General features: G+C 72.2%; 21 protein-coding genes and 1 pseudogene. 9 read left to right on the top strand and 13 right to left on the bottom strand.

Features of this window, described 5'->3' with window-relative positions:
* Window positions 1-7 precede the first annotated feature (7 nt).
* Entirely contained in the window at window positions 8-769 is a 762-nt protein-coding gene (locus tag LTT61_RS00840) for a helix-turn-helix domain-containing protein (RefSeq protein WP_233017985.1), read from the top strand.
* A gap of 84 nt (window positions 770-853) precedes the next feature.
* Here the strand turns inward: LTT61_RS00840 and LTT61_RS00835 are convergent, their stop codons facing one another.
* Window positions 854-2194: a DUF1254 domain-containing protein gene (locus tag LTT61_RS00835; protein WP_233017984.1), complete on the bottom strand. Its 1341-nt coding sequence runs from the start codon at window positions 2192-2194 to the stop codon at window positions 854-856.
* Between the two features lie 332 nt (window positions 2195-2526).
* On the opposite strand from LTT61_RS00835, the gene LTT61_RS00830 reads away from it, so the two are divergent.
* A complete protein-coding gene (locus LTT61_RS00830; RefSeq protein WP_233017983.1) occupies window positions 2527-2787 on the top strand; it encodes a hypothetical protein in 261 nt (86 codons plus the stop codon).
* Between the two features lie 42 nt (window positions 2788-2829).
* Here the strand turns inward: LTT61_RS00830 and LTT61_RS00825 are convergent, their stop codons facing one another.
* The 3 genes from LTT61_RS00825 to LTT61_RS00815 form a co-directional block, all read right to left on the bottom strand.
* Window positions 2830-3978 carry a hypothetical protein gene (locus LTT61_RS00825; protein ID WP_233017982.1) on the bottom strand — a complete coding sequence of 383 codons (1149 nt, stop codon included), beginning with the start codon at window positions 3976-3978 and terminating at the stop codon, window positions 2830-2832.
* The gene (locus LTT61_RS00820; protein ID WP_233017981.1) at window positions 3975-4907 is read right to left on the bottom strand and encodes a metal-dependent hydrolase; all 933 of its coding nucleotides are present in this window, start codon (window positions 4905-4907) and stop codon (window positions 3975-3977) included. The genes LTT61_RS00825 and LTT61_RS00820 overlap by 4 nt, the downstream gene beginning before the upstream one ends.
* A 107-nt stretch (window positions 4908-5014) precedes the next feature.
* The gene (locus LTT61_RS00815; RefSeq protein WP_233017980.1) at window positions 5015-7042 is read right to left on the bottom strand and encodes a serine/threonine-protein kinase; all 2028 of its coding nucleotides are present in this window, start codon (window positions 7040-7042) and stop codon (window positions 5015-5017) included.
* 158 nt (window positions 7043-7200) lie between these two features.
* Between LTT61_RS00815 and LTT61_RS00810 the strand changes: the two genes are divergently transcribed.
* Together LTT61_RS00810 and LTT61_RS00805 are read left to right on the top strand one after the other, a co-directional pair.
* Window positions 7201-7941, top strand: coding sequence for a MerR family transcriptional regulator (locus LTT61_RS00810; RefSeq protein WP_233017979.1), 741 nt, complete (start codon window positions 7201-7203; stop codon window positions 7939-7941).
* A gap of 147 nt (window positions 7942-8088) precedes the next feature.
* Window positions 8089-8706 carry a TetR/AcrR family transcriptional regulator gene (locus LTT61_RS00805; protein WP_233017978.1) on the top strand — a complete coding sequence of 206 codons (618 nt, stop codon included), beginning with the start codon at window positions 8089-8091 and terminating at the stop codon, window positions 8704-8706.
* 22 nt (window positions 8707-8728) lie between these two features.
* Here LTT61_RS00805 and LTT61_RS00800 read toward each other — a convergent pair whose 3' ends face one another.
* Window positions 8729-9202: an Asp23/Gls24 family envelope stress response protein gene (locus tag LTT61_RS00800; RefSeq protein WP_233017977.1), complete on the bottom strand. Its 474-nt coding sequence runs from the start codon at window positions 9200-9202 to the stop codon at window positions 8729-8731.
* Between the two features lie 329 nt (window positions 9203-9531).
* Between LTT61_RS00800 and LTT61_RS00795 the strand changes: the two genes are divergently transcribed.
* The 4 genes from LTT61_RS00795 to LTT61_RS00780 are packed head-to-tail and all read left to right on the top strand — an operon-like array spanning window position 9532 to window position 13470.
* Window positions 9532-10566, top strand: a complete 1035-nt coding sequence (locus LTT61_RS00795; RefSeq protein ID WP_233021288.1) for a glycosyltransferase — start codon at window positions 9532-9534, stop codon at window positions 10564-10566.
* Complete coding sequence (locus LTT61_RS00790) at window positions 10563-11654, top strand: glycosyltransferase (RefSeq protein WP_233017976.1); 1092 nt, start codon at window positions 10563-10565, stop codon at window positions 11652-11654. The genes LTT61_RS00795 and LTT61_RS00790 overlap by 4 nt, the downstream gene beginning before the upstream one ends.
* On the top strand, window positions 11651-12637 hold the full coding sequence (locus tag LTT61_RS00785) for a hypothetical protein (RefSeq protein WP_233017975.1): 987 nt from the start codon (window positions 11651-11653) through the stop codon (window positions 12635-12637). Before LTT61_RS00790 ends, LTT61_RS00785 begins: the two co-directional genes overlap by 4 nt.
* Window positions 12634-13470, top strand: a complete 837-nt coding sequence (locus tag LTT61_RS00780; RefSeq protein ID WP_233017974.1) for a glycosyltransferase family 2 protein — start codon at window positions 12634-12636, stop codon at window positions 13468-13470. The genes LTT61_RS00785 and LTT61_RS00780 overlap by 4 nt, the downstream gene beginning before the upstream one ends.
* On the opposite strand, the gene LTT61_RS00775 is transcribed toward LTT61_RS00780, so the two are convergent.
* Both LTT61_RS00775 and LTT61_RS00770 read right to left on the bottom strand, forming a co-directional pair.
* Window positions 13471-14862, bottom strand: a complete 1392-nt coding sequence (locus LTT61_RS00775) for an FAD-dependent oxidoreductase (protein WP_233017973.1) — start codon at window positions 14860-14862, stop codon at window positions 13471-13473. It abuts the gene before it with no gap.
* 10 nt (window positions 14863-14872) lie between these two features.
* Window positions 14873-15760: an AurF N-oxygenase family protein gene (locus tag LTT61_RS00770; RefSeq protein WP_233017972.1), complete on the bottom strand. Its 888-nt coding sequence runs from the start codon at window positions 15758-15760 to the stop codon at window positions 14873-14875.
* Between the two features lie 308 nt (window positions 15761-16068).
* Here LTT61_RS00770 and LTT61_RS00765 point away from each other — a divergent pair, with 308 nt between their 5' ends.
* The gene (locus LTT61_RS00765) at window positions 16069-16272 is read left to right on the top strand and encodes a cold-shock protein (RefSeq protein WP_067650927.1); all 204 of its coding nucleotides are present in this window, start codon (window positions 16069-16071) and stop codon (window positions 16270-16272) included.
* Window positions 16273-16380: 108 nt separating this feature from the next.
* Here LTT61_RS00765 and LTT61_RS00760 read toward each other — a convergent pair whose 3' ends face one another.
* The 6 genes and pseudogenes from LTT61_RS00760 to LTT61_RS00735 form a co-directional block, all read right to left on the bottom strand.
* A complete protein-coding gene (locus LTT61_RS00760) occupies window positions 16381-16695 on the bottom strand; it encodes a hypothetical protein (RefSeq protein WP_233017971.1) in 315 nt (104 codons plus the stop codon).
* 94 nt (window positions 16696-16789) lie between these two features.
* Complete coding sequence (locus tag LTT61_RS00755) at window positions 16790-18202, bottom strand: lipase family protein (protein ID WP_233017970.1); 1413 nt, start codon at window positions 18200-18202, stop codon at window positions 16790-16792.
* 119 nt (window positions 18203-18321) lie between these two features.
* Window positions 18322-18507 carry an alkyl sulfatase C-terminal domain-containing protein gene (locus LTT61_RS00750; RefSeq protein ID WP_420094845.1) on the bottom strand — a complete coding sequence of 62 codons (186 nt, stop codon included), beginning with the start codon at window positions 18505-18507 and terminating at the stop codon, window positions 18322-18324.
* Window positions 18488-18622, bottom strand: a pseudogene (locus LTT61_RS00745) (MBL fold metallo-hydrolase); the annotation flags it as partial. The pseudogene LTT61_RS00745 and the gene LTT61_RS00750, both read right to left, overlap by 20 nt.
* 66 nt (window positions 18623-18688) lie before the next feature.
* Window positions 18689-20377, bottom strand: a complete 1689-nt coding sequence (locus LTT61_RS00740; protein WP_233017969.1) for a SulP family inorganic anion transporter — start codon at window positions 20375-20377, stop codon at window positions 18689-18691.
* Window positions 20374-21033, bottom strand: a complete 660-nt coding sequence (locus LTT61_RS00735) for a GAP family protein (RefSeq protein ID WP_233017968.1) — start codon at window positions 21031-21033, stop codon at window positions 20374-20376. The genes LTT61_RS00740 and LTT61_RS00735 overlap by 4 nt, the downstream gene beginning before the upstream one ends.
* Window positions 21034-21048: the final 15 nt, after the last annotated feature.

Below are 21048 nucleotides of genomic sequence, written 5' to 3'. Positions count from 1 at the left end.
TGGAGTGATGATCGAGGAGCCGCGGTCGTGGCGTCTTGAACGCAACGGCAGCACCGCCTTCGTCGCGGTGTGCGCCGAGTTCGCGTGCATATCCCTCGACGCCGCCGCCGCTCCGAACCCCTACCGGCATCCGGCCTGGCAGCTCGTGCTCTGCACCGACGACCCGGTGTCGGTGACAGACGGGCGCGCCGCGATCACCACCGCGCCCGGAGTTCTGATTCCACCGGGCCTCGAGCGCGCGATCCGCTATCCGGCGGGGTTCCTCTCGCTGTGGGTCGACCCCTACCTGGTCGCGGTCGGCGGCACCCCGCGGGTCCACGCACTCGACCGGGACCAGGTCCGCCGAGTGGTCACCGCCACCGGCCGTGACCTCGATCCGGAGCGGCTGGGCGCGGCGCTGGACCGGCTCGCGGTCGCCGCCGCCGCCCCGGATCCCCGATTGCGGCGGGTGCTGCGGCTGCTGGACGAGGGATCGAGCGTGGACGATGCGGCCGTCCGCGTCGGGCTGTCACCTCGGCGGTTGCGGCAGCTCTCCGCCGCGGCGCTCGGCGGTTCGCTGACAGCGCTGCGGCGCTGGCATCGGCTGCGCGAGGCCGTACTGCAGTTCCCGCTCCGGCCCGCCGCGGAGATCGCGGCGAGTACCGGGTTCGCGGATCAAGCGCATCTGGTGCGGAGCACGGTCGCGATGGGCGGGGTGACTCCGGGCCGGATGGCGGCGGTGCTCGGTGGCGCTCCCGGCCGGGCCAGCGGAGTGGGCGGGCGGAAGTAGCCCGTCTGACAATCGGCCGATCCAGGCTCTCCGTCAGATGTCCCGCGTGCCCATGCTGGGTGAGCCTCGTGCGCGGTAGTCGCTTCAGGTGGAGGTCCGGGTGATGGCGGGGACCGTGTAGGTCCCGTCGAGCACGGCGTCGGCGGGTTCGTACATCCGCAGTACCGGCCGGAAGGCGCCGGCGGGGGCGGGTAGCCAGTTGGCGCGGGCGGTGGGGTCGGCGGGGGCGGTGTTGCTGATGGTGATGGTGAGTGCGCCGTCGGGTTCGTGGACGATGCCGGGGGTGCGGTCGCCGATGGAGTAGCGGTCGATCGGGTTGGCGACCAGGTAGAAGTCGGGGACCGAGTACATGGTGATCGACCAGAACGCCCCGACCGGTGGTGTGGGGTCCAGTCGCAGGGTGTAGGTGTCGGCGCCGTCGAGTTGTGCGCCGTGGTCGTCGAGGTAGGTCATGATGTAGGCGGCTTCGTAGGCGTGGTTGCCCCAGAGCCCGCCCTTGGCGGCGGCGGCGCGTTCGATGATCCGCAGGTGTGGATCGTCGATCTTGAATCGGGGGTCGTCGAGGGCGCCGACTTCGAAGAAGTCGAGGTTGTAGTCGAAGGCGTGCAGGGTCATTTTCCAGCCGTTGACCTCGGGGCTGGAGCCGTGGGTCAGCGCGGTGTCGAGGTCGTTCGCCCCCGCGCGCAGCCCGGCGCGCAGGGCGGCGGCGGTGTCTGTGTCAGGGCGGTGGTAGGGCGAGGAGCCTTGCTCGCCGATGCCGGTCGGCGCCAGGGAATCCTGCAGCGCTCGGTCTCGCGGGGCAGGCGGGAATGCCTGGGACCACAGCCGCAGCTTCTCGAGGAACAGCAGCTCGGGGTCGATGCCGGGCTCCGGCGCGGGCAGGCCGGTGGGGCGGGCGCCGGTATCGAGCGGGGTCAGTGTGGTCGCGTCCTGCAGGGCGTGGACGACAGCGAGGTCTTCATCCGGTGTGCAGGACCATCGGCCCACGATCGAGAATATCGTGGTGGGCGCGGTGATCACGGTGCTCCCCGGCGGAGCCTCGGCGCTCGACCCGGGCGGGACCAGCAGGAAATCACCGGCGCCGGTGTCGGTCGCGCGGTGGCCGATGTAGGCGAAGTTGTCGGTCCAGGCATCGACGAACTGCAGCACGTAGTAGCGGCCCGCGGTGTCGGGGACGTGCAGGGCGATCGGCCCGGCCGAGAGGTCGAGCTGGGCCATCGAGTACAGGGTGTCGTTGTTGATGGTGACGAAGGTGTCGGCGGGCCCGGCGAGGCTCCGCGCGTGGGAGAAGGTGTTGAACGGCGCCGCCGGGTTGGCCCCGACTCCTTCTTCGACGTAGCGCCGGACCTGGTCCAGGTTGAACACCAGGGGGAAGCCGTAGAGGTAGGCGCGAGCGGCCAGCTCGGGCAACGACTCACCGGTCATCGCAACTCCATCCTCGTCGGGGTCCAGCTCGCTGGTCAGGGGTGACGATCGCCGGTGGGGGCCGTGGTTCCTCGTCGGTGCTGCCATCGGCGACGCTATCGGCAGCGGGTGCGCACCGATATCACCCGTTTCGGGTGATATCGGCGGTCGGTCCGTCGCGCGGCGCACGCCGGGCGCACCTGTCGAGCGAGACCACGTGGCGTGCTGCTGGTGATCGCCGCGCTCGGGCTGGTCGCCCTGGTCCGGCCGTCCGATCAATCGCTGCCGGCCGGTCGTCGACCAGGTGTCATGTTGACCGCCCCGATACCGGGTATCCGGAGCCGATGGGCAGCATGATCAAGAAAGCAGCGCACCTGCAGTACACCGACCTGGGCGCTGCGGTCCGGCTGCGGCGTGACGAATCCGAGGTGGTCGGCGAGCTGGTCGGCTTCACCCTCGCCAGGGAGACCGACGTGGAGCTGGAACTGCACGTCGCCGTGCTCGACCCGGCCGACGTGACCGCCTGCGTCGAGCCGGACAGCTCCGTCGAGCTGCGCGGCGACCGCTACGAGGGCGACGACGCCGACCCGGAGGGCTGGAGCAACGCCGTCTGAACCGCCGGTGCCGCGGCCGGGACCCCGGCCGCGGCACCGGGTTCATGCCGTGGCGGGCTCCTGGGCCGGCTCGGCCGCTTCGACCGCTGACGCCTGCGGAATCGTGAAGGTGGCGAGCACGACGGCGATCGCGATCACGAAGCACCCCACCGTGTACCAGAGACTGCCGATGGGGTCACCGTTGCCGGTCACCCCGTCCACCGCGCCGAAGTAGTCCGGCAGCGCGGCCCCCCACAGCACGGCCATCACCACGAGGTAGACGATCGCGTACACCTGCACGAAGCGATTGCGGTCCCCGCGCACCTCGGAGGTCCCGGCGCGCAGCGCCGACCAGCGCTTCCACAGCAGCGCCGCCGCCAGCACCGACAGCACGGCCAGCTCCGCCGCGTACACGACACCGCGCACGGTGTCGCTGCCGATGCCGATCACCGTGGCGGGCAGCGGAAGCACGAACGTGCCGACCGAGGCGAGCAGCCCGATCACCACCGTCCGCCACACCAGCTGCACCCCGGTGAACTTCGTCCCGGCATCCACGTGCCTGCCGACGAAGAACTGCACGCACAGCGCCAGCGACATGGGCCACAGCGCGGCGAAGACGACCACGCTCGGCAGCGGAACCGCGTCGAAGAACGGCTGGTTGATCGGGTTCTCCAGCGACCACTCCCACCAGCGCAGCTGCGGGCCGATGTGGTCGAAGATCTCGTAGAAGGCGTGGTGCACGAAGCCGACGCAGACCGCGCCGAGCAGCACCCCGTACCGGCGGAACACCCCGAGCATCCGGACGATCTCGAAGGCGAGCGTCGCCATCAGCGGATAGATCGCGACGATGTAGAGCGGCAGCCGCCCCCACAGAAAGTCGACGGTGAACACGTTGTGCGCGAACATGGTGTCGACGTGCTCTTCGATGCCGAACGCCGCCGGGAAGTACAGCGGCGGCTCGATCACGAACAGGTAGGCCGTCGCGCCGAACCAGAGCACCAGGTTGGTCGGGTCACCGTGCCTGCGCAGCCGCAGGATCGCGTAGACCAGGGCGAGGACCGAGCCGAGCACGATGGTCAGCTCCAGGACCGGCAGCGTCCAGTTCTCCAGCGCGGCCGGGTTGCGGAACTCGACGAGCCCGCCCGCCTCGTCGCACGAGAAGCCGAGCCGGGTGGCGAGTTCGGCGAAGGTGGGGGCGCAGGGGGCGCTCATCCGTTCACCGCCAGCCGCTCGGAGTCCGCGGTGTACCAGCGGGTGCAGTCGTCACCGGCGTCGTAGCGGGCGAACCACTCCCCGGCCAGCGCGGGCAGCTTCTCCTCCCCCGGATCGTGGCCGGGCATCTGGCTGCGGAACACCCCGGCCAGCGCGGTGAGCTGCTCCCTGCGCGGGAGCCCGTCGAAGGCGCGCGGCATCGGGCCCTTGGTCAGGTAGGGCGCGACCGAGCCGAGCACCCGCTGCTTGACCCGGTGGGTGGCGAACATCGACAGCGAGTCGACCTTCCGCTGTGCGAGCGGAACGTGCTGGTTGAACCCCGCGCAGGCGATCCGGATCACCTTCATGACGTGCGCGAAGATCGACGGCGCCATCCGCATCCGGTACAGCTCGTTGCCGACCAGCGCGTTGAACAGGATCAGCGCGGAGCTGCGGTGCTCGACCTCCTCGACGAAGTGCCAGAGGAACAGCGAGGCGACGCGGTCGTCGCCGGGGCGGAACAGGGTCGCCTCGTGGTCGAGCATGAGCTTGAAGACCGGGGTGAAGGTGGCCTCCAGGTCGGCGGTGTAGGCGAGCCGGTAGTCGGTGGAGGTGGCCTCGGTGAGCAGGTCGAACTCGCCGATCACCGCGTCCAGGGTGTTCTGCAGCCCCGGGTACTGCTTGATCAGCGCCTTGACGTGCTGGCGGTGCGCGGTGGAGTGGTGCCCCTCCTGCCGCATGAACGCCACCGCCTCGGCCGCGACCTCCGGATCGGTGAGCACCGGCTTGAGCTGCATGATCAGCTTCACGATCATCTTCTCGAAGCCGACCGCCAGGAACGAGACGGCATTGGACATGCTCGACCAGGCCGGGTTCTGCGGATTCCAGCAGAAGGGGACGTCGGCGGATTCGAAGCCGAAGTCCATCTTCCGCGGTTGTAACTGGGTCATACCTCGCCTCACGGGTCAGGGCTGTTTGCGTCACCATACACAAAAGCGCACCGCTGTATGATGACTTTCCCTGCAACATGCCCGCGTCGAGCTCCGTTCGCCGCGCGTCAGAACCAGGACCGGGGCCGCACCGAGTTGGCCCGATCCACCAGGGCGAAGCGGTCCAGGGTGTCCGGGGTGACCTTGGCGACCGCCCGCAGCGCCGCCTCCAGGCCCTTGCGCAGCCCGCGCTCGGTGCACGGGCAGTCGAGCAGGGTGTCGGCCGGGTTCTGTGGCCGCCCGCCCGCGCCGTACCAGCGCAGCGCACCGTCCAGGACCGCCGCGCGCAGGGAGAGCAGCCTGCGGTCGGCGGGCAGGCCGTGCAGCCGGTTCGCCGCCTCGTCCAATTCGTCCTGGGTGAGCTCGGCCGCGGGCCGCGCGACCAGCAGCAGGGCCAGGGTCATCCGGGCGGTGTCGTAGTTGCGGGTGGCGGACCGCACCTGGCGCAGGGTGTCGATGGCGGCGCCGTGGTCGCCCATCGCGGTCGCCATCCGGGCCAGACCGAATGCCGCGGCCACGACGGTGCGGTCGGTGCGCCACACCGTCCGGTAGTGCTCCGCGACCCGGCGCTGTTCGCGCTCGCGGTCGGCGGGAGCGGCGGCGGCAAGCAGTTCACCGGTGGCGGCCAGCGCGAGCACCGGCGCGAGCTCTCCCGGCAGCATGGCGGCGGTGGTGGCGAAGCGCGCGTGCGCGCGGTCCAACCTGCCGTCGGCGAGCGCTACCAGCCCGTCGAACCACTCCACGCGCCACTCGCCCGGGTGCGCCGCGCGCAGGCCGTCGAGCACGTCGCGCGCCGAGTCCGGAGCGCCGATGTCCAGGTAGGCCCTCGTCTCGATCAGCGCGCACTCCAGCTCGAAGGCTTCGTCCAGGTCGACGGCGTCGGCGCGCAGCTTGGCCCGGGTGATGCGCAGGGCCTCCAGCGCGTGGTCCGCGTCGGCGTGCACCCGCCCGGACAGCAGCCCCGCACCGGGATAGTCGGGGTCGGTCATCGGAATCGGCAGCGCGGCGGCCAGCCGGGGGGCAACCGGCGGCGTCGGGCAGCTTCTCCCGAGCGTGACGTCCATCGTCTCCAGCAGGGCCTCCGATGCGAAGTCGACGCGCACCGTGCCGAAGAGCGACGACACCTGCGGGTGCTCGCGGCCGGTCTCGCGGGCCCGCACGATGCGCAGCACCCCGTCCAGCTGCCTGCGCAGCGCACCGGCGGAGGGAAAGCGGCGCCCCGGGTCGGGGTGCGTGGCCCGCAGCAGCAGTTTCGCCAGCTCCGGGTGCGCGGACAGCACCGGGTGGTCGGCGGGCAGCTCCGCCCCGGCCTCGCCGGGCAGCACCAGCGCCGCCAGCGTGCGGCCCGCGCCGTAGATGTCGGCGACCACGGTGGGGCCGGTCCGGGCGACCTCGGGGGCCTGGAAGCCGGGCGTGCCGTCGAGTGGCCCCCCGGAGCGCAGCGCGGCCACCGCGCCGAGGTCGATGAGGACGACGCCGTCCGGGCCGACCATGATGTTGTCCGGCTTGAGGTCGTTGTAGGCGAGCCCGAGCGAGTGCAGGTGCTCGAGCGCGGGCATGACGCCGAGCAGGTAGCCGATCGCCTCGGCCACCGGGAGCGGCTCGCCGCCGAGCTGGTTCAGCAGCGCGCCGAGCGATCGGCCGTCGATGTACTTCATCACGATGTAGCCGACGCCGCGGTGGGTCACGAAGTTGAAGATCTCGACGATGCCCGGGTGCGCGACCTCCGAGAGGAACTGCCGCTCGACCAGCGCCGCGACGTGCGCCTCCGGATCGCGCGGATTGCGCAGCCCCTTCAGGACCACCCAGCGCCCGCCGACATGGCGATCCCGCGCCAGATACACCCAGCCGAAGCCGCCGTGCGCCAGGCACCCGCGGATCTCGTACTGCCCGGCCACGACATCGCCCTGTGCCAGGGCGGGCCGGAAACCGAAAAGCGCCTTACAGTTTCCACAGGAACCATGGACGGGCGCGGCGCCGCGCCCGGTTCGGCGCCCGACCGGGGAGCCGCAGTTCCAGCAGAACCGCTCCGCCTCCGGCACCTCGGGTTCACTCAGGACTGTGGACTCCGGCTCGACCACATTCTTCACGATCACCACTCACCTCGCGCCGTTATGCGCCATCAGTTGATGTAATATACCGTCAACTGATGGCAGGCTGCAACACATCCGTCGGCCACCGGGCCGGGACGGCGCCGCGCAGACCGGGCGGAACGGTCGTCGGCGAGACCGTTCACCTGTGGTTTCCTAGATCCATGGCAGGGGATTCCGAGCTGACTATCACCGACCTGGCCCAGCAGGCAGGCATGACGGTCAGGACACTGCGCGACTACAGCGAGCGCGGCCTGCTGCCACCGCCGAAGATGAAGGGCCGCACCGGCATCTACGGTGAAGAGCACCTGAACCGGATCCGGATCGTCGAGCGGCTGCTGGAGCGCGGGATCACGCTGAACGGCGTCCGCGGACTGCTGGAGGCATGGGACCGCGGCGACGACCTCGCCGACGTGCTCGGTGTCGCCACCGCTCCCCCGCCGCCGGGCGCCCTCGACGCCGACGGCCTGGTCACCGCCGACGAGCTGGCCCGACGCTTCGGCGAGCTGCCCGACGGGCTGGCCCGCGCGGTCTCGGCCGGGCTCTACGAGCCGGTGGACGCGAGCAGCTACCGCGTCGCGGACCCGGCGCTGACCGAGTTCTTCGACCGATTGGTCACCGCGGGCACCCCGCTGGATCGAGCGCTCGACGAGATCGAGCAGCTCCGCGCCGACTGCGAGCACATCGCACGCCAGTTCACCGACGCCTTCCTGCGCACGGCCGTGCGCGCGTACCGCCAGTCCGGGCGGACCGACACCGATGCCGAGCGGCTCGACGCCCGGTTGACGGCGACCAGGACCGAGCCGGGCCGGGTGGCGGCCGCGGTGATCGACCGGGCCGTCGAGCGGCACCTCGACGCCATCGTCCGGCGCGAGCTCGCCGACGTATTCCCGGGCGGCGCTTGATCTTTCCTGCCTCGTCGGCACGCGCACATCGGTACCGGCCGCGTCCCGGCTCCGGACGATGCCGCCGGGCGGCACCCCGCGAACCGGCATCACCGCCGCCCGGGCGCCCCGCCGCACGGTGCTGTTCGCGCTGGTAGTGTCCGACCGGTGGCGCGCAGACGCGGATGGGGCGGCAGTCCGCCGGTCGACGACGAGGAAGCGCAGAGCCGCATCGTCGCCACCGCCGTCGAGCTGATCGGCGCGACCGGAGCGGCGATCAGCATCGCCCAGGTCGCCGAGGCGCTCGGCGTGATCCGGCAGACCGTGTACCGCTACTTCCCCACCGCCGAGACGCTGATGACCGCGGCCGCGATCGCCTCCGTCGACGGCTTCCTCGACCGGCTGACCGCCCAGGTCGCCGGGCTCGACGACCCGGCCGAGGCGATGACCGAGGGCGTGCTCTTCACCCTGGTCGAGGTGCGCCGCACCCCGCACCTGGGGCTGCTGCTCTCGAGCTCCTACTCCGGGCGCGACCCCGACAGCCTCACCTCCGAGCAGGCCCGAACCTTCGGCATGACCATGATCCGGCGGTTCGACGTGGACTGGGCGCGGCACGGATACGACGAGGAGGCGCTGCACGAACTCGTCGAGTACGTGCTGCGGACGATGCAGTCGTTCTTCGTCTCGCCGGGGAATCCGCCGCGCAGCGAGGAACAGTTGCGCGGTTACCTGCGGCGCTGGATGGGTTCGGCTATCGCCGCACAGTCCCGGGTCGGATCGAAGTAGGAGTTCGGTCGGGGCAGAGCGGTTACCGCACGCGGCTGAGCGAAGCGGGCACGTCCTCGTCGTCGTCCTCGATGAAGACGTCGTCGACGGTGATGTTCACCTCGACCACCTCGAGCCCGGTCATCCGCTCGATCGCGGTGACCACGTTGCGCCGCACCGCCTTCGCCAGCTCCGCGATCGCGGCGCCGTACTCGACGACGAGCTGCACGTCGACCGCGGCCTGCGCCTCGCCGACCTCCACCGACACACCCTGGCCGATCCCGGCCGAGGCGCCGGGGATGCGCTCGCGCAGCGCACCGAGGGCGCGGGCGGCGCCGCCGCCGAGGTCGTGCACGCCGGAGACCTCGCGGGTGGCGAGGCCGGCGATCTTCCGCACGACCACGTCGGTGATGGTGGTGGTGCCCTGCTCGGTCACCGGGGCGCCGGGCTCGGCGGTCCCGGTTTCGGCGGGCGCCACATCGGTGCGGATCTTCGATTCGACTTTCGATGCAGTCATCGTTCTCTCCTCGGGTCTGTGTTCTGCGTGTGCACCCCGTAAGACCCAGGCCCTCAGCCTTCCGTCACGACTACGTGATCGAGGTCACCGCTGCTCCGACCCGTCGACTGCGGCTGAATCGATTCGCCTTGGAGGCGCCGTATTCGCCGAGGCAGAGACGCTGCGCAGAGTTTGCCGGTCCGCACCGGGGGTAGTTGCCGTCCGTCTTCTGTGATCACGGCGAAAGGGCGGACCGGCATGGTGCGAATTCCTGGCGGGCAGCGGTGACCGAGGCCGTGCTGGCGCCGCCGCGGCGGCCCGGAGTGCCTGCGACGATCCGGGTGGCCTCGGTGCCCGCGTCGCACGTGTACGTGCGGCACCTGGGCGACCCCGACGAACCCGACGGCGTGCTCCGCCTGCCCGACCCGCCGCCCGCGGACGGGCGAACGGTGCCGGGCGGCTGGTGGCCCCCGCTCATGCTCGACCCGGCCTGGATCGACGAGCACCAGGCCGAATTCGACCTCATGCACGTCCATTTCGGCTTCGACGCCATCGAGCCCGCGGTGCTGCGCGAGATCGTCGACCGGCTGCGCGCGCACGGCAAGCCGCTGGTCTACACCGTGCACGACCTGCGCAACCCGCACCACCCCGACCCCGGCGACCACGATGCCCAGCTCGACGTCCTGATCGAGGCCGCCGACGTCCTCATCACCCTGACGCCCGGCGCCGGACGCGAGATCGAACGGCGCTGGGGGCGGCGCGCGCATGTGCTGCCGCACCCGCACGTGGTCGAGCCCGGCCTGGTGCGCGCCGAGCGCCCGCCCGCGCCGCAGTTCAGCGTCGGGGTGCACGTGAAGAGCCTGCGCGCCAACATGGATCCGCTGCCGGTGCTGGAGACGCTGGCCGGGGTGATCACCGAGATCCCCGAGGCGGTGCTGCGGATCAACCTGCACGACGAGATGTTCGACCCGGACAACCACTGGTACAACCCGCGCACAGGTGCCGCGGTGCTCGATTTCCAGCGCCGCCCGCAGGTACAGGTCGAGGTGCACGAGTACTTCTCCGACGCCAAGCTGTGGCGCTACCTGTCGTCGCTGTCGGCGTCGGTGCTGCCCTACCGCTTCGGCACGCACTCGGGCTGGCTCGAGGCCTGCTACGACCTGGGCACCGCGGTGATCGCCCCGGACTGCGGCCACTACCGCGACCAACGCCCCTGCTACAGCTACGGATTCGGCGAGCACGGCCTGGACACCGCCTCGCTGCGGCGCGCGGTGCTCGAGGCGAACGCCGGGCCGCTGCCGCGCGCGACCTGGCCGCGCAGGCACAGCGAGCGCCGCGCGCTGGCCACCGCGCACCGACGCCTCTACGAGCAGGCGCTGTCGTGAGCGCAGGGCTGCGGGTCGCGCTCATCGCCTCCAGCAGGCACCCGATCGTCCAGCCCTTCGCGGGCGGGCTGGAGGCGCACGTGTGGCACCTGGCCCGCGCGCTGCGCATCCGCGGCCACGCGGTGACGCTCTTCGCCGCCGCGGGCAGCGACCCGGCCCTGGAGGCGGCGACGGTCACCGAACCGGCCTTCACCCCGAGCCCGCTCGCCGCCGCCGACCCCTCGTCCGCGCCGATGGAGTTCCTGGTCGACCACCACGCCTACCTCGGCCTCATGCTGCGGCTGCAGCGCACGGGCGCAACAGATTTCGACGTGGTGCACAACCACAGCCTGCACTACCTGCCGGTGGCGATGGCCGCGGGCGTGCCGGTGCCGATGCTGACCACCCTGCACACCCCGCCGACGCCGTGGCTGGAGTCCGCGGTCGGGGTCGCCGGGGCGGGCGGGTCGGCGTTCGCCGCGGTGAGCGCGCACACCGCGCGGTCATGGCGGCCGCTGCTCGGGGAGATCCCGGTGATCGGCAACGGGATCGACGCGGGGCGCTGGCCGGTCGGGCCCGGCGGCGCCGACCTGGTGTGGACCGGGCGGATCACCCCGGAGAAGGGCACGCACCTGGCGATCGAAGCGGCCGCGGCGGCCGGGCGCAGGCTGCACCTGGCCGGGCCGGTCAGCGACGGCGACTACTTCGCGCGGGCGGTCGCGCCGCGGCTGGGGCCGGAGGTCGTCTACCACGGGCATCTGCACCAGGCCGAGCTGGCCGAGCTGGTCGGCTCGAGCGCGGCCGCGCTGGTCACCCCCTGCTGGGACGAGCCGTACGGGCTGGTGGTGGCCGAGGCGCTGGCCTGTGGAACACCGGTGGTCGCCTTCGCGCGCGGCGGGATTCCGGAGATCCTCGATTCCGGCTCCGGCGTCCTGGTCGCGCCCGGTGACACCGCTGCCATGGCGGCCGCCGCCGACCGAGCGGCCGCACTGCCGCGTGCGGGTGCCAGGCGGCGCGCCGAGACGCACTGCGCCCAATCCGGGATGATCGAGGCATACCTGCGCAGCTACGAGCGGTTGATCGGCCGCCACGAAGGGGTGGCGGCGTGATCGGCTATTACGTGCACCACCACGGCTCCGGTCACCTGCACCGGGCCCGCGCCATCGCCGCCGAACTCGGCGAGCCGGTGACCCTGCTGACCTCCCTGCCCGACCCGGGCACCGGCTTCGCCGACACCGTGCTCCTGCCGCGCGACGACAGCGGCACCGACCCGGCAGGCACCGACGCCGGGGGTGCGCTGCACTGGGTGCCGCGCGGTGACCGGGGGCTCGCCGACCGGATGGCGGCGATCGCGGCGTGGATCGCGGCGGCGCGGCCGTCGGCGATGGTCGTCGACGTCTCGGTGGAGGTCGCGCTGCTGGCGCGGCTGCACGGGGTCCCGGTGGCGACCATGGTGCTCCCGGGCGAGCGCGTGGACGACCCGCACCGGCTGGTGCACCGCATCGCCGACCGGGTCATCGCGGCCTGGCCGCGCGAACTGAACGACCCGCCCTACCTGCGCGCCCACGACGTCCGCTTCGTCGGCGGCATCAGCCGTTTCGCCGGGCGGCCGCGCGTACCCGATCCGCGGGCACCCGATGTCCTCGTCCTGGCCGGAACCGGCGGCGCGGACTTCGCCGCCGAGACCGTGTCGGAGCTGGCCGTGCGGCACGGGGATCGGCGCTGGCGCCACCTCGGCCCCGGCTCCTGGGTGGACGATCCGTGGCCGCTGCTGTGCGGGGCCGGGGTCGTGGTCGCGCACTGCGGGCAGGGCGCGGTCGCCGACATCGCCGCCGCCGGGGCGCGGGCGGTACTGGTCCCCGCCGCGCGCCCGTTCGGCGAGCAGCACGCCACCGCCGCCGCGCTGGACGCCGCCGGGCTCGCGGTGATCGCCGAGCACTGGCCCGCCCCCGAGCACTGGCCCGACCTGCTCGATCGCGCGGCGGAGCTCGATCCCGGCCGCTGGACCGCGTGGCGCACGACCGGCGCAGCCGCCAGGGCCGCCACCGCGATCGCGGAGCTCACCGGCCGACGCGAACGGCGGGCCTCGTGAGGACCGCGGTCATCACCCTGTGCGGCGGACGGCTGCCGCACCTGCGCAATCAGCTGCGCGGCATCGAACTCGGCACCCTGCGCCCCGAGATCCACGTCGTGGTGGCGCTCGGCGATCCCGCCGTCACCACCGCACTCACCGACCACCCGGCGCACGTGGTCGAATTCGACTGCGCCACTCCGCTTCCCCTCGCCGCCGCCCGCAATCTCGGCGCCAAGGCCGCGCTGGCAGCAGGCGCCGAGCTGCTCGTCTTCCTCGATGTCGACTGCGTTCCCGGCCCGGAGCTGCTCGCCCGCTACCGCGAACTGGCCGCCTCGGGCGAGCGGGCGCTGTGGTGCGGGCCGGTCACCTACCTGCCCCCGGCCCCGCCGGAGGGCTACGACCTCGAGCGGCTCGCCGCCAAGCGCGCCCCGCACCCGGTCCGCCCCGACCCCGGCCCCGGCGCGGTCCTGCGCGGCGGCGACCACGACCTCTTCTGGTCCCTGTCCTTCGCCGTCACCGCCGGCACCTGGCGTGCCATCGGCGGCTTCCACCCCGGCTACCGCGGCTACGGCGGCGAGGACACCGACTTCGGCGCCAAGGCCGCCGCGACCGGGGTCCCGCTGCACTGGGCGGGCGGCGCGGACGCCTACCACCAGCACCACCCGGTCTCCGACCCGCCGATCGAGCACCTCGCCGACATCCTCGCCAACGCCACCCGCTTCCACCGCCGCTGGGGCCGCTGGCCCATGACCGGCTGGCTCCAGGCCTTCGCCGACGCCGGGCTGGCCGAGTACGACCCCGCCCGCGACACCTGGACCCGCGTGCGCCTCGAGCTCGCGGGTACGAACTGATCACACCCGGGCGAGCTCGCCCGAGCGCACCTCCGCCAGGTCGTCGGCCAGCGCGGCCACCGTCTCCGCCGCGCACACCCGGTTGTCCCCCACCCCGCCGACCGGGCCGCGTTTGGCCCAGCCGGTGACGTAGAGCCGGTCGACCACCGCACCGCTCACGGGATCGACCACCCGCCCCGCCCGGTGCGCGACCGTCCCCCGCTCGCTGAGCGGGACCCCGCGGATCGGCGTCACCTGGAACCCCGCCGCGCTGACCACCGAGTTCGCGCCGAAGGTGCGGCCGGCGCCGGTCGAGACCCGCAGGCTGCGCCCGTCGGCGATCTCCAGCCCGGTGGCCTCGCTGCCGAAGGAGAAGACCACCCGGGTGCGGCCGCGCACGGGCGGCTCGGCGATATCGATCACGGGCAGTTCGCTGATATCGCGGACGACCGGGTTCGGAGCCGCGCGCGGCGCCAGCCCGGCGCCGTCGCGGACGAGATCCACGTTGTGCAGCAGCGCCAGCTCGAGGAAGACCGACGGCGTGAAGGCGACCCGGTCGGTGCGGGAGAGCACCAGGATCTGCTCGACCGGGCGGCCGCCCGGGTTCACCTCGTCGCGGGTGACGATGTGCCGGACCAGGTCCATCGCGACATTCCCGCCCCCAACCACCAGGCAGACCGGCCCGAGGTCACCGGCCCCTGCAGGGGCGGGCAGCCCGGCATTGTCGGCGGCGATGATGTCGATGGCGTGGTGGAAGCCGGGGATGCGGCGGTGGTTGTCGTGGCCGAGCGTGCGCGGGCGGGTCGCGCCACAGGCGAGCACGACGGCGTCGAACTCCCGGCGCAGCTCGTCCACCGCGATATCCACGCCGATCTCGGTGCCGAGCAGCACGGTCACCCGGTCGTCGCCGAACGGCTTGCCGAACAGCGCGATCATGTCGCGCACCCGGCTGTCGGCGTGCGACACGCCGCGGCGCAGCAGCCCGCCGATCTCCTCGTGCTTCTCGAACACCGTGATCCGCGCCGAACCGGAGCGCTGCAGGATCTCGCGCACGGTGTAGAGCGCGGCCGGCCCCGCCCCGACCACCGCGATGCGCAGCGGCGCGGCGAGCGCCCGGTGCCCGGTGTCGCGCGGGGCGGGCACCCGGGGCGCGCGCGCCCGGCCCCGGAAGAACTCCTCGTTGATCCGCGCGAACGGCAGCTCGGTGCTGGTCAGGTCGAACTCGGACTTGATCGCCGAGGCCGGGCAGGCCTCGACGCAGGCCGTGCAGTCGATGCAGGTGCGCGGGTCGATGTGCAGGGTCGCGGCCGTCCCGAAGCCGGGCTCGCCCGGCGCGGGGTGGATACAGTTCTGCGGGCACACCTTGACGCACGAAGCGTCCTTGCAGCAGTGGCCGAGGATCACATGGGTCACGCCTTGTCCCTCACAGCAGGTTCGACTTCCGGTAGATCCAGCGGGAGCCGCGGTCGAGCAGACCTTCGCGGCTCAGGAAATCCATCAGCGGCTCGGCCGCGCGGCGGAACATCATCCGGTGGTGCTCGTTGCCGTCGATGGCGCGCCGGACGGACCCCCAGTCCAGCCCGAGGTCCTCGTAGACCCGCCGGTTGATCAGGCTCTTGCCGATCACGTGGGTGCCGATCGCGATGATCAGCGCGCAGACCCGGCGGCGCAGCCGCGAGCGCCCGGCCAGCTGGTCGCGGATATTGCGCCGCGCGAACTGCATGTGCCTGGACTCCTCCACCACGTGGATGTAGGAGGTCTGGCGCACCGCGGCGGCCACCTCGGGATCGGCCATCCAGTCCCGCTGCATGACGTCGAAGATCTCCTCACCCGCCAGCACCAGGCCGTAGACCGCCTCGCGCCAGGCGACGTAGCGGAACAGCCAGCCGAAGACGGTGAAGGAGAAGTCCCTGCGGTGGAAGCGCGCCCCGATCCCGGCCACCGCGTTCACGAACATCAGCGAGTGCATGTTCTCGTCGGCGCACTCGTGCAGCAGGAAGCGGGTGTCCGGGCGCGCCGGGTCGGCATCGACGTGCCTGCGCAGCAGCGCCGATTGCAGCAGCAGCTCCAGCCAGATCGCGATCCCGAGGTACTGGGCCACCTCCGCCCTGGTCAGCAGCACCTGCTGGGCCGGAGGGAGCGCCCGCCAGGCCGCCGTGTCGTACAGCGGCGACCAGCGCGGCGACATGCCGTGCGAGCGGTCGTCGTGCTTGGCGTCGGCGAAGATCGCCGGGTCGCGGGCGTCGAAGGACAACCGCGCTGCCGAGGACAGCAGATCTTCGAACAGGGCATCGCTGTCCGCAGACGTCATCGTCACTCCTTCGGTCGGGCGGGATCGATCCGAGGTCCCACAACATTCGGAGCGCCGCCCGCCGAGGACGGCTGCCGGCGCACAGCGGTGTCCCCCGCTGTGCTGGCGGTCGGATTCCCCGCCCCGAGCAGACCTCCGGCCGCCGTCGACCCCGATTCACCCGTGGACCGGTCGGTTGCGATCCCGTTGCGATCATCACGTTTCGCCATCCGAGGGTGCGCGAGGGGAGTAGTTATGGCAGGCTGTTCACCGAGCACAGGGTTGTCGCAGCGATCTCCCGGCTCTCAACAGAAAGCAACACAAAGTAAATGACGCAAGGCAGTGTGAAGTGGTTCAACGGCGAAAAGGGCTTCGGTTTCATCGCGCAAGACGGTGGCGGCCCTGACGTGTTCGTCCACTACTCCGCGATTTCCGGCTCCGGGTTCAAGTCCCTGGACGAGGGGCAGCGTGTCGAGTTCGAGATCGAGCAGGGCCAGAAGGGCCCGCAGGCTCAGAGCGTCCGCGCCATCTGAGACCAGTTAGAACCCGAAACCCGCGCCTTGGCGCGGGTTTCGTGCTTTCCGGGGGAAGATCGTTGACAGCTTCTGCTGCCGCGGTCGCGTCGTCGTTGGCGCCGATGTTCAGCACGCCGGTCGTGGCCGCGACATAGCGGGCGCCCCGCAGCTCGGTGTCGGCGGCCGACCGAGCCGCAGCAGCCGCGCGCCGACATAGCCCAGGGTCAGGCCGGCCAGGCAGAACAGCCCGGTCACCAGGCCGACCTGTCTGGCGTAGTCGATCACGTTGTCGCGTTGGCCGAGCGAGACCGGGACCAGCACCACGATGGAGAAGACGCGGACCGGGCGGTCGGCCCGCTCGGCGAACTCCGCGCGGCGGCCGCGGACCAGCATGCCGATCGCGACCGGGACGACCACGACTGCCTTCGGGTTCCCCGTCACCCGCCGGAAATCGGCGATGGTCAGGATCAGCCCGAGGCCGAACAGATGATCGCCAGGGCGAGCGGCAACCCGACCGTGATCAGAGGCGAATTGTTCACCTGTCCGTGCCGATCGGCTTGCCGAAGAAGGAGGCGAAGGTCTCGCCGAAGTTCTCGGCCAGCACCCGCGTGCCTTCGGGGTCGAGGGCGAGCCAGCCGACGTCGGTGGTGGTGCAGCCCTGCCGGGCCGGAACGCCGTTGAGCCGGTCGCGCAGCCAGAGCATGGCGGGGCCGACGCCGGAGATCTCGGTGGCGATGTGCTCGGCGAAGTGCTCGCGCTTGTATTCCACGCTGGCGGCGGGATCCTGGCAGTAGCCCTCGACGAGGGTGTCGACCGGCCCGACGGGGATCAGCTCGTCGGGGTTGCCCTGCCAGATGTACATCGGCAGGTCCGGCACGGCCTTGCCCATCCGGGTCTGCTCGAGCACCTTGCGCACCGCGGGATCGTCGAAGGGATCGCCATCGGCGTGCAGGAAGCCGATGATGTTGAGGAAGGGAGCCAGCGCGGTGTTCCACTGCACGCACAGCCCGCCCTTCACGGTGGCCAGGGCCTTGCCGAGCGGGTCGAGGCGGCGGTCGAGCAGCGCGGCGAAGTCGGGGTATTCGCGGGCCAGGCCGATGACCGCGGACAGGATCATGCCCGACCACAGGCCGTTGTTGCCGTTGAGCAGCGTGGGGCCGAGGTCGGCCGGGACCCCGCCCTCGGCGGCGGCGACGATGTTCAGCTCGGGCGCGTAGCTCTGCTTCAGCTCGGCGGCGTGGCCGGTGGCGATGGCTCCGCCGGAGTAGCCGTACAGGCCGATGCGGGCGTCGGGCGCGACCCGCAGGGGTTCGAAGGCGCGGGCGGCGCGGATGCCGTCGAGGGTGATCCGCCCGGCCAGCGGCCCGGCGGCGTATGCCTCCTTCGGCCCCTGGTGGTCGGGGATGACCACGGCCCAGCCCTGCTGCAGTGCGCCCTGGGCGAGCATGAACTCGAGCGGGGCCACGATCTGGCCCAACGCGGCACCGGCGGACCACTGCTGCACGGCGTAGGAGGGCGAGCAGTAGGCGGCGAGGGAATCCACGGCGATCTGGACCGAGAGCATCTTGTCCGGGGTGGAACCGCGCGGTTTCAGGACCGTCGCCACGGCCGGGATCGCTTCGTCACGACTGTCATTGGAGCGGAAGGAGACCTGCCACGCATCGACATTGAGCGGGATCAACCCGAAGTTCGCGGCGTTGATCTGCCGAGCCGCCAGAATCTGCCCCGGCGCCGCCGCGGCGACGAGATCTGCGGGCGGGCGGTAGAAGCCGGGGTCCAGTTCCGGTGGCACGGCTACGGCCGCGGCGGGTTGCACCGGGATCGGCGCGGCTGCGGGAGCGGGGGGTTCGGCGTGCGCGAGCGCTACCGTCGCGGTCAGTACTCCCACCGTCAGCGCCCCGCATATCGAGACGATCCGACGACAACGGCGTCCTCGGCTCTGCATCATTCACTCCTCGGGCTATTGTGATACCGATCGGGATCACATTTGCTGGGAGCTACGATCGCATAGACGTGACCCGGATCGCAATGCCGAGAATTCCGCCGCTGCCGCAGCGAGTGGCGGTGTCAGGGCGTGACGATGGCGAAGTCCGGGCCGGGGGTGTCGAGCAGCCCGAAGAGACGCTGCAGGACCGCTGGGTCGCCGGAGTGCGAGACTCCGTCGAGCCCCTTGCCCGCGAGGATGCCGAGCAGCTGCGGCTTGGTGAGTTCGAGCGTGAGATCGACCTCGACGGCGGCGCACGGCCCGTTCACCCGGATCGCGATCGCCGACACCGCCGAAGTGGTCGGCGTGGGAATGGGTGTAGACGAGCCCGGTGACGGGGCGGTCGCCGCGGTGCTCGCGGTAGACCTTCAGCCCCGCGGCGGCGCACCCGGCCCGCCCGGCGCCGGGCACTTCACCCCGAAGGGGGTGAATCCGGTCGCTCGGAGCGCCTCATTCGGGGCGCTCGGCAGCGAGCGCCTCGTCGACGGTGGCGTAGACCGGAATCCGCACGCCCTGTTCGGACAGCCGGCGCAGCACGTCACGGGCCTGGCCGACGTCGCGGGCCAGCCGCAGGGTGACGCCGTCGCCGGCGAGCGCGGTGGCGAGCCGGGCGAGCACGCCCGCCGCGGTGACATCGATGAAGGGCGAGGTCTCGGCATCGAGCACGACCAGGCGGGTGTGCTCGGTGACGAGGGAGCGGATGTGCTCGGCGACCCAGTCGGCGTTCGCGAAGAACAAACCGGCCTCCACCCGCACGACCACGGCGTCGTCGTCGGGGGCGGGCAGCTCGGGATGGCGGGCGCGGTCAACCCACAGGCCGTCGTGGCTGGTCAGGGCCGCGACGTGCGGGCGGGAGGCACGGTAGAGCAGCAGCAGCACCGAGACCCCGATGCCGATCAGCAGCCCCGGGAGGGTGTCGAAGACGAGCACTCCGGCGAGCGCGGCGATGGCGGCGAGGAAGTCCACCCGGGCGGCGGGGCCGTAGAGCGCGCCGAGGCGCCTGGTCCAGACGCGGTACAGCCGGGCGAGCGCGGGCAGGTCGATCAGCTCGAGCACGGCGGCGATGACGACCGCGGCGAGCGTGGCCTCGGGCAGGTTCTCGAACAGCCCCGTGAGCAGCAACAGCGTCAGCACGGCGAGCGCGGCGACGACCAGGCCGGAGACCTGGCTGCGCGCGCCCGCCGCCCCGTTGACGGCGGTCTTGGACAGGCTGCCGTTGACCACCATCCCCGCGCAGAGCCCGGCGCCGAGGTTGGCCGTTCCGAGCCCGGCCAGCTCGCGGTCCGGGTCGATCCGGTCGCCGGTCCGGGCGGCGTAGGTCCTGGCCGCGCCGAGCCCCTCGGCGAACCCGATCAGGACGACGCCGACCGCGGGGCCGAGCAGGTCGAGGTAGTCGCCGAGGGAGAGTCCGGCGGGCAGGCCGGGGCGCGGCAGGCCCGGATCGATGTGCCCGACCACCTCGACCCCGCGATCGGGCAGATCCAGCCAGGTCGCGGCGGCGATTCCGGCGAGCACGACCAGCAGCGATCCCGGCACGCGCGGCAGCAGGCGGCGCAGCAGCAGTACCGCGACCAGGCTCAGCCCGCCGAGCGCGACGGTGGCGCCGTGCACGTCACCGAGATCGCCGAGCACCGCCCAGGTCTCGGCGAAGAAGTTGCCGTGCCCGCCGTCGACGCCGAGCAGCGCGGGCACCTGGCCGATCAGGATGGTCAGCGCCAGCCCGACGATGAACCCCTTCAGCACCGGCTCGGAGATGAACGCGGCGACGAATCCCAGCCGCGCCACCCCGGCAGCCACCGCGACCACACCGGTGGCCAGCGCCAGGGCGGTGGTGAGCGCCGGGTAGCGGCCGGGGTCGCCCGCCGCGATCGGGGCCACGATCGCGGCCGAGAGCGCCGCGGTGGCCGACATCGGCCCGACGACCAGCTGCCGCGAGGAGCCGAACGCCGCGTACAGCACCAGCGCGGGCACCGCGGCATACAACCCGACGACCGGGTCGACGCCGGCGATTCCGGCGTAGGCCAGCGCCTCCGGCACCAGCACCGCCCACACCGTGATCCCGGCGACGACGTCCGGCCGGATCCGGTCGCGCCGATACCCGGCCAGGGAGGCGAATACCGGCCACCGGCCGCCGCTCACAGCGCCTCCAGGCCCTTCCCGATCACCGAGGCCCCCATCAGCGCCAGCACGATCGCCATGACCAGGTGGTTGTTGCCGGAGAGCCACTGCTGCGTGGCGGCAAGCGGCGCCCGCAGCCGCTCGGCGGCCAGGCGGTAGCCGATCACCGGCACCAGCACCGTGGTCGCGGCGAGCACGACGAAGATCGCGCCCGCACCCGCCGCGGCGCCGACGGAGAGCTCGGCGGTGCCGAGCTGCAGCCCCGCCGAGACGCACAGCAGCAGGTTCTTCGGGTTCACCGCTGCCAGCACGAAGCCGAGCCCGGCCGCCTTGCCCAGGGTGAAGGAGTCGATGGCCTGCATCCACTTCGGGGCCGAGTGGTCGCCGCGGGCCCGGAGCTGCTTGCCTGCCAGCCCCACCAGCAGCACCCCGAGCCCGATCTTGACCCAGCCCACGGCCGGTGACGGCTCGGAGCCGTCGCCGGTGTGGATCGCCCCGGCCGCCGCCGCCACCACCGCGAGCACCGCCGCGATGCCCGCGACCCAGCCCGCCGCGAAGCCGGCGCTGGTCGCCCCGGCATTGCGCGACATCAGCATCAGCACCACCGCGACGATCGGGATCGGCGAGATCGCGACCCCGACCGCCAGCGGCAGCAGCTGCCCCACCGCGCTCAGCACGGCAGGGACCGGTCC

Origin of the sequence: Nocardia asteroides (genome assembly GCF_021183625.1) — a bacterium.
Taxonomy (GTDB): domain Bacteria; phylum Actinomycetota; class Actinomycetes; order Mycobacteriales; family Mycobacteriaceae; genus Nocardia; species Nocardia asteroides_A.
Note: the sequence above shows the minus strand (reverse complement) of the source record. Positions and strands in the feature narration are given on the sequence as shown.